This window comes from Zoogloea sp. LCSB751, assembly GCF_002028455.1.
GTDB lineage: Bacteria > Pseudomonadota > Gammaproteobacteria > Burkholderiales > Rhodocyclaceae > Zoogloea.
The window spans coordinates 1-15,024 of the sequence record NZ_MWUM01000029.1 but is presented as its reverse complement, the minus strand read 5'-3'; the positions used below and the strand labels follow the sequence as shown (position 1 = coordinate 15,024).

At 63.9% G+C, this 15,024-nt stretch carries 14 protein-coding genes and 3 pseudogenes; 5 read left to right on the top strand and 12 right to left on the bottom strand.

Translation table 11 applies throughout. The features are described 5' to 3' along the window. Nucleotides 1-31: 31 nt before the first annotated feature. From B4920_RS22250 to B4920_RS22235, 4 genes are all read right to left on the bottom strand, one after another. Complete coding sequence (locus tag B4920_RS22250) at nucleotides 32-589, bottom strand: hypothetical protein (RefSeq protein WP_254051023.1); 558 nt, start codon at nucleotides 587-589, stop codon at nucleotides 32-34. A gap of 281 nt (nucleotides 590-870) precedes the next feature. Then, nucleotides 871-3,003, bottom strand: a complete 2,133-nt coding sequence (locus B4920_RS22245; protein WP_216819989.1) for a YgiQ family radical SAM protein — start codon at nucleotides 3,001-3,003, stop codon at nucleotides 871-873. A 267-nt stretch (nucleotides 3,004-3,270) separates the two neighbouring features. Beyond that, the gene (locus B4920_RS22240; protein WP_079436873.1) at nucleotides 3,271-4,038 is read right to left on the bottom strand and encodes a LytTR family DNA-binding domain-containing protein; all 768 of its coding nucleotides are present in this window, start codon (nucleotides 4,036-4,038) and stop codon (nucleotides 3,271-3,273) included. Further along, nucleotides 4,035-5,054 (bottom strand): sensor histidine kinase, encoded by a 1,020-nt coding sequence (locus tag B4920_RS22235; protein ID WP_173862690.1) that lies wholly within the window; start codon nucleotides 5,052-5,054, stop codon nucleotides 4,035-4,037. The genes B4920_RS22240 and B4920_RS22235 overlap by 4 nt, the downstream gene beginning before the upstream one ends. A gap of 84 nt (nucleotides 5,055-5,138) precedes the next feature. Between B4920_RS22235 and argH the strand changes: the two genes are divergently transcribed. Together argH and B4920_RS22225 are read left to right on the top strand one after the other, a co-directional pair. Next, complete coding sequence (gene argH, locus B4920_RS22230; protein ID WP_079436872.1) at nucleotides 5,139-6,590, top strand: argininosuccinate lyase; 1,452 nt, start codon at nucleotides 5,139-5,141, stop codon at nucleotides 6,588-6,590. An 11-nt stretch (nucleotides 6,591-6,601) separates the two neighbouring features. Further along, on the top strand, nucleotides 6,602-7,885 hold the full coding sequence (locus tag B4920_RS22225; protein ID WP_079436871.1) for a serine/threonine-protein kinase: 1,284 nt from the start codon (nucleotides 6,602-6,604) through the stop codon (nucleotides 7,883-7,885). Between the two features lie 72 nt (nucleotides 7,886-7,957). Here B4920_RS22225 and grxD read toward each other — a convergent pair whose 3' ends face one another. The 5 genes from grxD to gcvA all read right to left on the bottom strand — a co-directional run bounded on the left by grxD (nucleotide 7,958) and on the right by gcvA (nucleotide 12,669). Beyond that, nucleotides 7,958-8,275, bottom strand: a complete 318-nt coding sequence (gene grxD, locus B4920_RS22220) for a Grx4 family monothiol glutaredoxin (RefSeq protein WP_079436870.1) — start codon at nucleotides 8,273-8,275, stop codon at nucleotides 7,958-7,960. 67 nt (nucleotides 8,276-8,342) lie between these two features. Continuing rightward, nucleotides 8,343-9,173: a peptide chain release factor N(5)-glutamine methyltransferase gene (prmC, locus tag B4920_RS22215; RefSeq protein WP_079436869.1), complete on the bottom strand. Its 831-nt coding sequence runs from the start codon at nucleotides 9,171-9,173 to the stop codon at nucleotides 8,343-8,345. After that, nucleotides 9,166-10,251 carry a peptide chain release factor 1 gene (prfA, locus tag B4920_RS22210; protein ID WP_079436868.1) on the bottom strand — a complete coding sequence of 362 codons (1,086 nt, stop codon included), beginning with the start codon at nucleotides 10,249-10,251 and terminating at the stop codon, nucleotides 9,166-9,168. Before prfA ends, prmC begins: the two co-directional genes overlap by 8 nt. A 47-nt stretch (nucleotides 10,252-10,298) precedes the next feature. Then, nucleotides 10,299-11,552, bottom strand: a complete 1,254-nt coding sequence (gene hemA / locus B4920_RS22205) for a glutamyl-tRNA reductase (RefSeq protein ID WP_079436867.1) — start codon at nucleotides 11,550-11,552, stop codon at nucleotides 10,299-10,301. A 76-nt stretch (nucleotides 11,553-11,628) separates the two neighbouring features. Beyond that, nucleotides 11,629-12,669, bottom strand: a complete 1,041-nt coding sequence (gene gcvA / locus B4920_RS22200; protein ID WP_368664734.1) for a transcriptional regulator GcvA — start codon at nucleotides 12,667-12,669, stop codon at nucleotides 11,629-11,631. A 78-nt stretch (nucleotides 12,670-12,747) separates the two neighbouring features. On the opposite strand from gcvA, the gene B4920_RS29590 reads away from it, so the two are divergent. Together B4920_RS29590 and B4920_RS22195 are read left to right on the top strand one after the other, a co-directional pair. Continuing rightward, entirely contained in the window at nucleotides 12,748-12,894 is a 147-nt protein-coding gene (locus tag B4920_RS29590) for a hypothetical protein (protein WP_161493371.1), read from the top strand. Nucleotides 12,895-13,033: 139 nt separating this feature from the next. Then, nucleotides 13,034-13,240, top strand: coding sequence for a glycine zipper 2TM domain-containing protein (locus B4920_RS22195; protein ID WP_079436865.1), 207 nt, complete (start codon nucleotides 13,034-13,036; stop codon nucleotides 13,238-13,240). A 71-nt stretch (nucleotides 13,241-13,311) separates the two neighbouring features. On the opposite strand, the gene B4920_RS30795 is transcribed toward B4920_RS22195, so the two are convergent. Both B4920_RS30795 and B4920_RS22185 read right to left on the bottom strand, forming a co-directional pair. Beyond that, a complete protein-coding gene (locus B4920_RS30795) occupies nucleotides 13,312-13,707 on the bottom strand; it encodes a PilZ domain-containing protein (RefSeq protein ID WP_079436864.1) in 396 nt (131 codons plus the stop codon). Nucleotides 13,708-14,218: 511 nt separating this feature from the next. Beyond that, nucleotides 14,219-14,404 (bottom strand): annotated as a pseudogene (locus B4920_RS22185) (hypothetical protein); the annotation flags it as partial. Nucleotides 14,405-14,504: 100 nt separating this feature from the next. On the opposite strand from B4920_RS22185, the pseudogene B4920_RS31035 reads away from it, so the two are divergent. After that, nucleotides 14,505-14,681, top strand: a pseudogene (locus B4920_RS31035) (hypothetical protein); the annotation flags it as partial. Here B4920_RS31035 and B4920_RS30585 read toward each other — a convergent pair. Then, nucleotides 14,630-15,024: pseudogene (locus B4920_RS30585) on the bottom strand (transposase); the annotation flags it as partial. The pseudogenes B4920_RS31035 and B4920_RS30585 sit on opposite strands and share 52 nt — an antisense overlap.

Sequence of the window (15,024 nt, the reverse complement as noted above, 5' to 3'; positions counted from 1 at the left end):
ACGACGCGCCATCTGCTTCCGACGCGGCGGCTTAGACCGCGCCGCGGGCTTCCCGCTTGGCGTCGGTGGCCAGCCCCAGCACCTCGACGAGGGTGAGCTTGTCGATCTTGGGCTTGCGGGACGCGAGGCCGTCCACCAGGGTCACCACCTTCTGGGCGGCCGTCTGGCCCTTGAAGTCTTCCTTCTCGTAGCCGATCAGATCGGCCAGTTCGTTCCAGGTCATGCCGTCCTGCAGCGGGATCAGCTCGACGCTGGCGCCGTTGAAATCGAACAGCACCGGCTTGGCGACGTTGACCACGAACAGGATCGCCTTGGTGCCTTCGGTGAAGTCCGGGCCGTACTTGGCGAGTAGCGGCTCGAGCAGGTCGAGCTGATCGAGGGAGCCGGACAGGAACACCAGCTTGTCGCCGGCAGCCAGGGACACGCCCTGCTTCAGCACCGCCTTCGGCGCATTGCGTCGGCCCTGGGCATCACCGATTTCCCCTTCGACCACCACCAGCTCGCCGCGATAGGCAGCCTTGTCGCCGACGGCTTCCTTGAAGTTCATGTTGAAGAGGAGTTGGTCTTTTTCGTAGCGGTCGTACAGCATGGCGGCTTCCTTGGCAGGTAGATGGCAAATGGCCATTACTGTGCAAAAGGAATGCCAGCCCGTACGAGCGCATGTCAGAGCCTTGCAGCACAAGGCTTTCCGCCTTCTCGACGGCCACGGTCGCTTGTCGCAAAGACGACAATGGTGCATCCGCGACGCGCACAGAAAAGACAAGCCCGGCCCTTAGGCCGGGCCGGGTTTCGCCCATTCAGCGCGAGTCGAAATGGCTGCGGCCGCAGGACTTCAGAACCGGGCCCGCGAGGCTCCGGCCCGATGAGCGCTCAGCGCTTTCCGCGCGATCGCCCCACCACCGACACCGACTGCTTGCGGACGTCTGGCGCTGCACGCCGCGCACCGACAGGGCTGGCGGCCTTGCCGCCGCTCTTGCGGGAAGCACCAGCCGTCGCCCCTGTCCGTCCTTCGCCGCGGTCGAGGATCACCGGCTGGTCGCGCGGCACCAGGTGACGCGGAGATGCGCCGATCAGGTCGCCGCGGCCCATCGCCCGCAGGGCTTCGCGGATCAGCGGCCAGCCTTCCGGATCGTGGTAGCGCAGCAGCGCCTTGTGCAGGCGGCGCTGGCGGCCGGACTTGGGCGTATCGACCGCTTCGGACGCCGCCGACACCTTGCGTAGCGGGTTCTTGCCTGAGTGGTACATGGTGGTCGCCATCGCCATCGGCGTCGGCATGAAGGTCTGCACCTGGTCGAGCTTGAAATTGTTGGTCTTCAGCCAGAGGGCCAGATTGACCATATCCTCGTCCGTGGTGCCCGGGTGGGCCGCGATGAAGTAGGGAATCAGGTGCTGCTTCTTACCGGCTTCCTTCGAGAAGCGCTCGAACATCTCCTTGAAGCGGTCGTAGGTGCCGATACCCGGCTTCATCATCTTGGAGAGCGGGCCGTCCTCTGTGTGCTCGGGAGCGATCTTGAGCAGGCCGCCGACGTGGTGGGTGACCAGCTCCTTCACGTATTCCGGCGAGCGCACGGCGAGGTCGTAGCGCAGACCGGAGCCGATCAGCACCTTTTTCACGCCGGGGATCGCCCGCGCCTTGCGGTACAGCCGGATCAGCGGACCATGGTCGGTGCCAAGGTTTTCACAGATGCCCGGGAACACGCAGGACAGGCGCCGGCAGGAGGACTCGATCTTCGGGTCCTTGCAGGCCATCCGGTACATGTTGGCCGTGGGGCCGCCGAGGTCGGAGATCGTGCCAGTGAAACCCGGCGTCTTGTCGCGGATCTCCTCGATCTCGCGCAGGATCGACGCCTCGGAGCGGCTCTGGATGATGCGCCCCTCATGCTCGGTGATCGAGCAGAAAGTACAGCCGCCGAAGCAGCCGCGCATGATGTTGATCGAGAAACGGATCATGTCCCAGGCCGGGATGCGCGCCTCGCCGTAGCTGGGGTGCGGGCGGCGGGCGTAGGGCTGGCCGAAGACCCAGTCCATCTCTTCGGTGGTGAGCGGGATGGGCGGCGGGTTGAGCCACACGTCGCGGCAGCCCGGGCCGGTGCCGTGGGCCTGGACCATCGCGCGGGCGTTGCCGGGGTTGGACTCCAGGTGGAAGGTGCGCGACGCGTGGGCGTACATCACCTTGTCGTCCTTCACCACCTCGTAGGCCGGCAGGCGGATGACCTGCTGGGCACGTGCGGCCTTGCGGGCGGCGACACGCTCGGCGGCGGGCACGATGCGCACCGGCTGCGCGCCATCCGGCGTCGCCGGGGCGGTTTGCTGGGGCTCCATCGCATAGGGATCGGGATGGGGCTCGACGGGACCGGGCCGGTCGATGGCGACGGAATCGATCTCCACGAAACCCTCCGGATGCCAGCCGGGCTTGACCATGAAGGCCGTGCCGCGCAGGTCGCGGATCTCTTCGATCGGCTCGCCGGCGGCCAGGCGATGGGCCAGTGCGATCACCGCCCGCTCGCCGGAGCCGAAGATCAGCAAGTCAGCCTTGGAGTCGGGCAGCACGGAGCGGCGCACCTTCTCGGACCAGTGGTCGTAATGGGCGATGCGGCGCAGGCTGGCCTCGATGCTGCCGATCACGATGTTGGCGTCCGGATAGGCCTCGCGGGCGCGCTGGGCATACACCACCACCGCCCGGTCGGGGCGCTTGTCGGGCAGCGCGTCCGCCGTATAGGCGTCGTCCGAGCGCGGCTTGCGGTCGGCGGTGTAGCGGTTGATCATCGAATCCATGTTCCCGGCGGTGATGCCGTAGAACAGGCGCGGCTTGCCGAGGGCACGGAAAGCGTCGGCGGAATGCCAGTCCGGCTGGCTGATGATGCCGACGCGGAAGCCCTGGGCTTCCAGCGTGCGTCCGATCAGCGCCATGCCGAAACTGGGATGATCGATGTAGGCATCGCCGGTAACGACGATGATGTCGCATTCGTCCCAGCCGAGCGCGTCCATTTCCGCCCGGCTCATGGGCAGGAAAGGCGCCCGCTTCAGTTCGGGACGGTAACGGGAATAAGAAAACAAAGAGGGGGTGGTGCCAGGTTTTTCCATGGGCGCGATTGTACGGGAGCCCTCGTTGGAACACCCGCGCAAGCGAATGTTCCGGCGAGGAAACACGCACCTGTGCGAGCGAATTCATTCGCCCGCGGAGGCGTATCAATCGACGATGGGCGGGTGAATTCGCCCCCACCATAGACGGGCCCCAACACCCGCAACCTGCGGCCAACAAATGGCCAGCTACACCCCCAGGGCCTCCTTCACCACGGGCCACTGGCGGCGGCTGACCGGCAATTGCTCGACGATTCCGTCGAGCAGCACGACCCAGTGGGCTTCGCCGTCCTCCCCGGTGGTGGCACGCGCCACGCCCTTCACTGCCTGGGCGGCGATCAGACAGTTGCGGTGGATGCGCAGGAAGCGGCCGGCGAATTCCTCTTCGAGCTGCACCAGGGATTCGTCGAGCAGATATTCCCGTTCGCGGGTACGGGCCATCACGTATTTCTGCTCGGCCTTCAGGAACAGCACCTCGGCCACCGGCACCAGCAGGATCCGCCCGCGCTCGCTGACACTGAAATGCCCACGGCCGGCCGGCATCAGCTGGCGCAGCGTTTCCTCCGAAGGTCTGTGCTGGCGTCGCACTTTGACCAGCGCATCGGCAAGACGTGTGGCCCGGACCGGCTTCAGCAGATAGTCCACCGCCGCCAGTTCGAAGGCCTGTACCGCGTACTCGTCGTAGGCGGTGGTGAACACCACGGCCGGAGGCGGCGCGAGTTTACCGAGATGGGCGGCCAGCTCGATGCCGTTCATGACCGGCATGCGGATGTCCGTCAGCACCAGATCCGCCCTGCCCCGCTCCAGCACCGCCAGCGCCTCGACCCCATTGGCGGCAGTCCCGACGATACGCGTCGGGTGCTCGTCGGCGAGGTCTCCGAGCAGATCCAGCAGGCGCGTCCTCGCCGGCGCCTCATCATCCACGATCAGCACGGCAAGCGGTGTCACGGCATTCATCTGGCAGTCCGATAAGGCAAGCGGATGCGCACCCGATAGACGTCGGCCCCCTGCTCGACGTCCAGGCTCGCTTCCAGGTCGTAGAACAGCATCAGCCGCTCCCGGATGTTGTCCACCGCCATGCGGTTACCCGCATGGTGGGCAGCGGACTCGCACACCGGATTGCTGATTTCGATATGCACCTCCGCGCCCCGGCGGGCGGTGGCGATGGATACAGTCCCAGCCGTGACGCCCGGTTCGATGCCGTGATAGACGGCATTCTCGATCAGCGGCTGGAGCATCAGCGGCGGTACCAGCGCAGCGTCGGCGGCCGGATCGCGCAGCCAGTCCACGGCCAACCGTTCGCCGAGGCGCAACCGCTCGAGATTCAGATAGCGTTCGCACAGGTCCGCCTCATGGGCCAGCGGCACCAGCTCCCGGTTGTCCTGCATCAGCGCGCGAAACAGGTCGGACAGCTCCTCCAGGGCTTCCTCTGCCCGCCGCGGATTGGAACGCAGCACGCCGAGCACCCCGTTCAGGCTGTTGAACAGGAAATGCGGGCGGATCCGCGCCGTCAGCGCCAGCAGACGGGCTTCGGCCAGCGCGGGCGCATAGGTGGCGCCGCGGTGGTGAAAGTAGGCCAACACGCAGCCCAGGGCCATCCAGGACCACATCAGGGAGCGTCCCAGGCCATCGCCGTCGATCGGCGCCAGCAGGATGTGAGCGAGCACGTCCGCCACGAGCACCACCCCGCCGACGGCAATCAGCCCGCCCGGCGCAGGCAGGCGGGCCAGCAGGGGCTGGGCGAGGAACAGCACGGCGACCGACAGGATCAACGGAAATTCGACGCGCATTGCCATGTCGAGCACTTCGAGCCACAGCCGGGCCCCGTCAGCATTGCGTACCAGCACCGCAAGCAAAGCCAAGGCATTGACGAGCAGCAGGATGCGCAGCATGACACCCAGATTACGGAAGTCCGGCAGCCCCCCCCGGTAGCGCACGCGACCGGCAAGCTGCGGGTTTTGTTTTATACTCATGGGTCAAAAATCGGGCCAAAACCTTGAATCCACGGGATTCTCCACGGGCATAGGCCTTCTTAATCGCAGAGAGCATTCGCAATTATGGCAGATCAATCCGCGCCGCAGGACGGCCCCAAGGCCTGGTCCGGCCGCTTCTCCGAACCCGTTTCCGACCTGGTCAAGCGTTACACCGCCAGCGTGTTCTTCGACAACCGCATGGCCGCCCAGGACATCCGAGGCTCCCTGGCCCACGCCAGGATGCTGGCCAGGCAGGGCATCATCGGCACCACCGACCTGGCCGACATCGAGCGCGGCATGGCGCAGATCGTCGGCGAGATCGAGCGCGGCGAGTTCAACTGGAACCTGGACGACGAAGACGTCCACCTCAACATCGAGAAGCGCCTCACCGCCCTCGTCGGCGATGCCGGCAAGCGCCTGCACACCGGCCGCAGCCGCAATGACCAGGTTGCCACCGACATCCGCCTGTGGCTGCGCGACGCCATCGACACCATCCTTGGCCTGATCAGCGAATTCCAGCTGGCCGTGCTTGATCTGGCCGAGCACCACGCGGCCACTCCGCTGCCCGGTTTCACCCACCTGCAGGTCGCCCAGCCGGTCACCTTCGGCCATCACCTGATGGCGTACTACGAGATGACGCGCCGCGACGCCGAACGCTTCGCCGACTGTCGCAAGCGGGTCAACCGCCTGCCGCTGGGTTCCGCCGCGCTGGCCGGCACCACTTACCCGATCGACCGCGAATACGTGGCCGAGCTGCTGGGCTTCGAGGAAGTCTGCTTCAACTCCCTCGACGCGGTGTCCGACCGCGACTTCGCGATCGAATTCAGCGCCGCCGTGTCGCTGCTGATGACCCACCTGTCGCGCTTGTCCGAAGAACTCATCCTGTGGATGAGCCCGCGCGTCGGCTTCATCGATCTGGCTGACCGCTTCTGCACCGGCAGCTCGATTATGCCGCAGAAGAAGAACCCGGACGTGCCCGAGCTGGTGCGCGGCAAGACCGGCCGCGCCAACGGCAACCTGATCGCGCTGCTGACCCTGATGAAGGGGCAGCCGCTGGCCTACAACAAGGACAACCAGGAAGACAAGGAACCGCTGTTCGACTCCGCCGACACCGCCATCGACACCCTGCGCATCTACGCCGACATGATGGGCAGCCGCGTCGAAAACGGCGAAAAGATCTTCAACGTGCGCGTCAAGCCGGCCGCCATGCAGTCCGCGCTGACCCAGGGCTACGCCACCGCCACCGACCTGGCCGACTATCTGGTCAAGAAGGGCCTGCCCTTCCGTGACGCCCACGAAGCCGTGGCGCTGGCGGTGCGCGCTGCCGATGCCAAGGGCTGCGACCTGCCGCAGATCCCGCTCGAGGAGTTGCGCGCGGCGATGGCCCATGTGGCCGGCGCCGTCGAACGTCTGGGCGAGGATGTGTTCCAAGTATTGACGGTCGAAGGTTCGCTGGCTGCCCGCGACCACGTGGGCGGCACGGCACCGAATCAGGTGCGCGCTGCCATCGCTCGCGCCCGCGCTCGTCTGGCCTGAGGAGAGGCATGATGGAAAGGATCGGCAAGTACGAGGTCCGGCGTTTGCTCGGCGAGAGTGCGACGAGCGCTGTCTATCTCGGCTTCGATCCTTTCAGCCAGCGTGAGGTCGCCATCAAGCGCCTCCATCCGGAGATCCTGCGCAGCACCGACCGCACCACGCTGTATCACCACCTGCTGCTCAACGAAGCTGCCCTGGCAGGCAAGCTTCAGCATCCGCACATCGCCCAGATCCACGACGCTGTCATCGAGGACCGGGACGCCTACGTTGTGATGGAGTACGTCCCGGGCGGAACACTGGAGCCCTTCACCCAGGCGGACAATCTGCTGTCCTTCGAGCGCTTGGTGGAGATCATCTTCAAGTGCACGCGGGCCCTCGATTACGCCTACCTGCAGGGCGTCACGCACCGGGACATCAAACCGGCCAACATCCTGCTCACATCGCCAACCGGCCAGGACATCAAGGTGTCCGACTTCGGCGCGGCCATCTTTACGGCCAGCGAGACGACACAGGTATCCGGCCTCGGCTCGCCGGCCTACATGTCGCCGCAGCAGGTCCGCGAAATGCCGTTGGATCACCGCACCGACATCTATTCCCTCGGCGTGGTGATGTATCAGTTGCTGACCGGACAGCTGCCCTTCCAGGCTAGCACCAACGTCAATCTGATCTACCAGATCGCCAACCAGGTCGCCCCCCCACCGTCGAGCATCCGTCCAGAGATTCCGCCCGAACTGGACGCCATCGTCGTGCGCGCGATGCAAAAGGACCTGTCGGCCCGCTACGCGACCTGGATGGAGTTTTCCCACGACCTTGCGCAAGCCTACCGCAACCGCAATCTCGCCACGGACGACCGCAGCGAACCACCGGACAGCGCCAAGTTCGAGCGCCTGCGTGCTTTCCGCTTCTTCCGGGAATTCAGCGATATCGAAATCTGGGAGATCGTCCGCTTCGCGGAATGGAAGCTGGTTCCAGCCGGCTCCGTCGTCATGAAGGAAGGCGAGCCGGGCAATCACTTCTGCATTGTCGTGGAGGGCGAACTGCGCATCGTCAAGAAGGGCCACCTGCTCAACGTACTGAGCGCGGGCGACTGTTTCGGCGAGATGGCCTTGTTCACCGCTGGTCGCGGAGCTCGCACCGCTTCGGTGGAAGCCACCGCCGAGACACGCATCCTGATCATCCGGGCGCCGGCCCTGCTGCGCGCCTCAGCTCTGTGCCAGATGCACTTCTACAAGGGCTTCCTCGAAGTCCTCGCGACTCGACTGTCGCTGGCCAACAGCCGCATTTCCAGCATCTGAGTGCAGACCGGCACCCATAAGCACAAAGGGGGCGGCCAGTGGCCGCCCCCTTTGTTTCCAGCCTGGCCGGGTTCAGGCCAGTGCTTCGTCCAGCAGCTTCTTCAGCTCACCAGAGTCGAACATTTCCTTCATGATGTCCGAACCGCCGACGAACTCGCCCTTGATGTAGAGCTGCGGAATCGTCGGCCAGTTGGCGTATTCCTTGATGCCCTGACGAATGCCTTCATCGGACAACACGTCGACGGTGAACAGGTTCTGCACACCGGAAACCTTGAGGATCTGCGTGGCGGCAGCGGAGAAGCCACAGCGCGGCATGGCCGGCGTACCCTTCATGTACAGCACGACCGGGTGCGTGGTGACTTGTTCGTGAATGATCTTTTGAACGTCCATCGTGGTCTCGCAAATAGAATAGTTGAGCAATTCAGTCGGGTAAGTCTAGGCCTGACGGAGGAAAGCGTCAAGGGCGGCGGCCATAGCTCGTTCTTTCGATACCCGCCAGATCCATCGCCGACGCCACCTCCTGGAAGCCGGAGGAAACAAGCAAGTCACGGACCACTGCTGCCTGATCGTACCCGTGCTCCATCAACAGCCAGCCGCCGGGGACAAGGAAGGACAGTGCGTCCAAGGCAATCCGGCGCAGATCGTCGAGCCCCGCGGGCCCCGAAGCCAGCGCCGTGCGGGGCTCGAAACGCACGTCGCCTTCCTTCAGATGCGGATCCGCGTCGGCAATATACGGTGGATTGCTGACAATGAAATCGAAAGCTGTCGCGTCCACTGCGGAAAACCAATCACTCACGATGAAGCGCGCCGTGGCACCGAGGCGGGCCGCATTGCCGCGCGCCACATCGAGTGCGGCTGGTGACAAGTCCACCGCTGTCACCAGCGCATCCGGAATCTCCAGCGCCAGCGTCACAGCCAGCGCACCGCTGCCGGTTCCGAGGTCGAGAATGCGCGGCGCACTTCCTGCCCGGATCCGGGCGCGAACCAGATCGACGATCAGTTCGGTTTCGGGGCGTGGAATCAGCACCGCCGGGCCCACCTGGAAAGACCGCCCGTAGAATTCCCGCTCTCCGAGAATATAGGCCATCGGCTCGCCTGCCGCGCGGCGCTCGAGCCACGCCGCATAGTGTGCAGCCTGTTCGGCCGCCAGATTGCGCTCCGGGTAGGCCGCCACCTGGGCAGCTCCGATGCCGAGCAAACGGCACAGGAACATGCGCGCTTCGCTGGCCGGGATGCGCCCGCGCGCAAACGCCAGGGCTGAGCCAATGGTCACCGCCACCTCAGGCATTCTCGTCGGCCAGTGCCGCCAGGAGTTCCGCCTGGTGCTCGGCGGTCAGCGCCGCGATGACTTCGTCCAGTTCGCCCTGCATCACCGCATCGAGCTTGTAGAGGGTCAGGTTGATGCGGTGGTCGGTCAGGCGCCCCTGCGGGAAGTTGTAGGTGCGGATGCGCTCGGAACGATCGCCGCTACCGACCAGGCTCTTGCGCGTCGCGGCCTCACGGGCCTGCTGCTCGCGCACCTGGATGTCCTTGATCCGTGCTGCCAGCACGCGCAGCGCGGAAGCCTTGTTCTGATGCTGGGAACGCCCGTCCTGGCATTCCGCCACGATGCCGGTAGGAATATGGGTGATGCGCACCGCCGAATCGGTCTTGTTGATGTGCTGACCGCCGGCACCGGAGGCCCGGAAGGTATCGATGCGCAGATCGGCCGGGTTGAGCTCCACGTCGCCGACTTCATCGGCTTCGGGCATCACGGCCACGGTACATGCGGAGGTGTGGATGCGTCCCTGGGTCTCGGTGGCCGGCACCCGCTGCACACGGTGACCGCCGGATTCGAACTTCAGACGGGAATAGGCTCCGGCGCCGGCAACACGGACGATGACTTCCTTGTAGCCACCCAACTCGGAGTCGCTGGCCGAAATGATCTCGACGCGCCAGCCCTGGCGCTCCGCGTAACGGGTGTACATGCGCAGCAGGTCACCAGCAAACAGGGCGGCCTCATCGCCACCGGTGCCGGCGCGGATTTCCAGGAACAGGTTACGGTCGTCGTTGGGGTCGCGGGGCAGCAGCGCCGTCTGCAGCTCGTCGTCGATGCGTGCCTGGGTGGCCTGGGCGGTCTCCAACTCGGCAACGGCCAACTCCTTCATCTCCGGGTCGGCCAGCATGTCCCTGGCGGTGGCTTCGTCTTCGAGCGCCTGACAAAACTCCTGGTAGAGGGCGACCACCGGCGAGATTTCGGCATGCTCGCGCGTGAGCTTGCGGTAGTTGTCCATGTCGCTGGCCGCCTCGCTGCTGGCGAGCAGGCGATCGAGCTCCTGCAGGCGGTCGGCGAGATTGTCCAGCTTGTCGCGGATACGCTGTTTCATTGGCATGGGGCCTGCAGCTGCAGGCGAAGACGACCGCCCCGAAAGGGCTAGTGGTCTGTGTGAAGATTGAAGATACGCTGGACCAGCTCGGCGCTGTCGCCCCGCTGATCGCCCTCGGCGTCATTCAGGAAACGCGTCGGGGCATGCATGAACTTGTTGGTCAGGCCGTGGCTGAGGACCTCGAGCACCTTTTGCGGATCGTCGCCGCGGGACAGCAGGCGCATGGCCCGCTCAAGCTCGGCGCGACGCAACTCGTCGGCATGGGAGCGCAGGGCCCGGATGGTCGGCACCGTATCACGGCTATCGAGCCAATGCAGGAAGCCGTCGACTCGCTCGTCGATGATGGTCTCGGCTTCGACCACCGCAGCCTGACGGGACTCAAGACCGGAATCCACCACCTGGGCCAGGTCGTCTACGGTGTAGAGGAAAACATCGTCGAGCCCAACCACCTCAGCCTCGATATCCCGAGGAACAGCGAGGTCCACCATCACCATGGGACGATGACGACGCACCTTGAGGGCCCGCTCGACCATGCCAAGACCAATGATGGGCAACGGACTGCCCGTGCAGGACACCACGATGTCGTAGCCAGCCAGGGCCTCGCCGACCTGATCGAGGCGAATCACGTCGCCACCGAAACGGGCCGCCAGGTCTTCAGCCCGCGACTGGGTGCGGTTGGCGATGGTCAGGCGGCGCGGCTTGGCCCCGCCAAAGTGGGCCGCACACAGCTCGATCATTTCGCCAGCACCGACGAACAATACCTTCTGGTCGCCGACCCGCTCGAAGATCCGCTCAGACAGATGAACCGCCGCTGCCGCCATCGACACGATGTTGGCACCGATCGCCGTCGTCGAACGGACTTCCTTTGCGACCGAGAAGGTGCGCTGGAAGAGCTTGTGCATCGTCGCACCAAGCGTTCCCGCCTCCTCCGCCTGGCGCACCGCGTCCTTCATCTGACCGAGGATCTGCGGTTCGCCGATGACCATCGAATCGAGCCCGCTCGCCACCCGAAAGACGTGCCGAATCGCGTCCCGCTGGGGAAAGGTATAAAGGTAAGGAGAAATGTCCTTCAGTGCGACCCGGTGGTATTCGGCAAACCAGTCCGCCGCATACTGGGGCTGCTGGGTCGCAAAATACAGCTCGGTGCGATTGCAGGTGGACAGGATCGCCGCTTCCTTCACCGGCTTGGCCTGCACCAGATCAGCCAGCGCCTGAACCAGACGCTCAGGACGAAACGCCACCTGCTCACGAATCGACAGGGGCGCGGTATGGTGATTCAGGCCGAGGGCAAAAAGCTGCACGGGAAAAGCCAGGCAGTGGCGGAATTCTGCAAAGAAAGATTATATCACCCGAAAATTTGGCGATAAGGGCACGTCGTCACATGCCTCTAGGCCTGAGCGCCTCCGTCAGCATCCAGCTGCGGAAGGCCTGCACCTCCGGACGTTCGCTGACAGCTTCGGAGATCACCAAATGATAAGCATGGCAGGAAGGCAGCGATACATCAAAAGGCAGGACCAGACGGCGGGCAGCCACCTCAGCCTCGACGAGTGGACGCAGGATCAAGGCCACCCCCTGCCCACCCAGAACTGCCTCAAGAACCAGCGCCGTACTTGAAAAACGGGGCCCCCGGCTGACATCGACTCCAGGCAACCCCGCCAGCCGGAACCACTCCGCCCAGCTCGGCCGTCCTCCCTCGTCAGGCAAGGACTCGTCATGGATCAGCACCTGGCGACACACATCCGCCGGTGTGCGCAGCGGCCCCGTGCGGGCAATCAGATCCGGGCTGCAGACCAGCATGTAATCCGGCACGAGAATCTGGTCGCACTGATAGCCCGCGTAATGTCCTACCCCGAAGCGCACCATTACATCAGTCACATCCCCGTGCAGATCGGCCTGCGCGTCAGCAGGCTCCCCCATCCCGTCGATGCTGGCCACGCTGCTCGCCAGACGCAATTCGATCTCCGGGTGCACGTCTGCAAAGCGTGGCAGGCGTGGCACAAGCCAGCGTAGCGCAAAAAAAGGGGGCACATGCACGATCAGGGCTTTCGGCCCCCCACGGCGCGTCGTCTCCACGGCAGCCACAAGACTGGCGAGCCCCTCGCTGACCTTGGGCAGCATCGCCATACCCGCGTCCGTCAGCTCCAGCGCACGGGGCAGGCGCCGGAACAAGGAAGTATCGAGATAGGTTTCCAGGGCCTTGATCTGCTGGCTGATTGCAGCAGGCGTCACAAAGAGTTCGGCCGCCGCGCGTTTGAAGCTCAGGTGGCGGGCCGCCGATTCGAATGCACGCAGCGCCGGGAGAGGTGGCAAACGATAGCTCATCACACAGACGAATAAGCAAATCTTAATCGTAGCATTACAAATACTCGTTTGCTGCACCGCAGCATAAGAAATATATTGAATGTACGGCGCGCTCAAATAGCCTGCTGCCCGCCTTCCTCCCCTCCCTCGCCAGGCGGCAGGCCGCGCCAACCCTCATATGAAAAGGACTACTCCATGAGTTTCATCGAACTGCGTGATCTCCTTGCCAAGCAACTGGACCAGCGGGTTGCAGCCGAACGTCAACAGGCTTCTGGCGGAAGCCAAGGTACGACCGACGACGACGCCTATTTCAAGGAAGTGTTCGCCGGCCTCGTACTCTGAGTCCACGCAATCCGCTGCGCGGCAGATGCACCGCTTACAAATCCATACGACTCGTTACACCCGCCCGCCGGTCCGTCTTCTACAGTTGAAAAACAAGCCGTCGGCCCTAACCGACAACAGAGAGTAACTGGAGAACAGCATGAAGACGATGACGAGAACCCTGGTGCTCGTGTTGGCAATGAGTACTTTCACGGGCTGCTCAAACATGAGCGCCCGGGACAAGAACACGGCGATCGGCGCAGCGATCGGTGGCGTCGCCGGGTCGGTTCTGACCGGTGGTAGCACGAGTGGCACAGTTGGTGGTGCAGCCGTGGGCGGCGTCATCGGTCACCAGATCAAGCGCTAAGCCCAGAAGCAGTGCCGCTGCACAGTCGGAAAAACGGCGGTAGGCGTACCTCTTGCCTACCGCCGATTACGTCAGTCATTACTCGTCAATGCGGCCATCTCGCGATCCAGAATTCCCGCATCCCCTAGATTAAGCTCTACCAACCGGCGCAAATGGGTAATGCTGTCCAGATCAATTTCCCGACAACGCATCCCAATGTGAAGTCGACCGTTGCTGGCCTCCACATGGGCAATCTCCCCACTCATCGACACGGCCACATCTCCTTCGCCCGACAGCACCAAGCGTAGCTCGCAGGCCTCTCCCCGTCTGGCCGAGCTGGATGCATCATCAACCGCGGGGCAGGTCAACAAAGCACCTTTCAGTGACAGGTCGCGCACTTCACACGCCAGCCCATGGCCGGCCAGTTGCAGCATTGCCCCTTCCTGAAACTGAACCCGGCTGAATTTCCTGCGTTGTTCGCTCTGCATTTGTCGATCCTCGAGCACTGACACCTCGCGGCACACACCGCGCAATCGGGCAAGCTGCTGACTCACCCGTGAAAACCGGCTTCCGCCTTTCATGGAATGCTGCCACGCCCTCGGCATAATCACAGCGATTTAAACCGCCCCCACAGGCCCGGCATGCGCTCGAAGTCATCCGGCACCATGGCATGCGATGCCCGACAAGATCCGCAATTGCTCCTGCATCACAGATGATCAACAAGGGTTCGCTCTCCGCGCTGAGGACGATCAACACGCCCCGACATTGTAAGGCACACTTAGTTAGGCCGGCGTCGCAGCAACGATCACCTCATCCGCGGCGGCGCTACCAGAAGGCGCGCAGCAGTGGCTATAGATCAGGTGGTGCCGGAGCCGATGACAGCCAGCGCGGTTGAAGAGGTGATGCCGAGGGTGAGATAAAGCCTGAAGCGAGCGTCAATCAGCGCAACGGCGGGAGCGGCATGAAAGTGTCCCCAGCTAGAGTCTATTGACAAGTATGTCAGCCATATGACGGCAGCGGTGATGACAACGAAAGAGGCGAAGCGTCGGCGAGTTTGTCGCAGCGCGTGACGACGCGGCGGAATTGCTTGATGCGGCGGAAAAAGCACTCGATCAAGTTACGATTCTTGTATTGATGACGATCGAACTGGCGCTGGACACGGCGATGGCTGGGCGGCGGGATGACGGCTAGATGCCTTGCTCGGCGAGATGCCTGAGGATCGCATCAGTGTCATAGGCGTTGTCTGTCCTGAGCGAGGCGGGTTGCATGGCCCGCCCGGCGCAAGTTCTTCGAGTTGAAGGAACACGGGCAGAGCCTGATAGCCGGAGATGCGCTAGAGCGGATCACCGGTCTCTACGCCATCAAGCAAACGATGCGCGAACTGGACGCAGCCCCCCACAAGGCGCTGCGTCAAACCAAGGCCAGGCTGCTGTTGGAAGACTTCAAGGTAAGCCCCCGGTAATCCCCTCTTGACCGAGCCTCAGGGTGACTCCAGCCGCCCCGATGCGGCAACAGGTCCCCGATCCGACTCTGCGGCGGAGTCGGCAGGCGGGTGAGGATGTTCTTCAGATAAGCGCACGGTTCGTGCCCGTTGAGGCGCGCAGCGAGCCGGCAAAGAGCCAGTTCTTGCGGCCGATGGCAATCGGCCGGATCTGGTTCTCGATCCAGTTGTTGTCGATGGGGACGTTTCCATCGCCGTACTCATGTGTCGTTCCTTTCAAGGCTAACACCTGAGCAGGGATTTACTGGATCAATACACCGAGGTGTTCGCGGGGCGCTTGGAGGCGGCGGGAGGTGTGGGTATT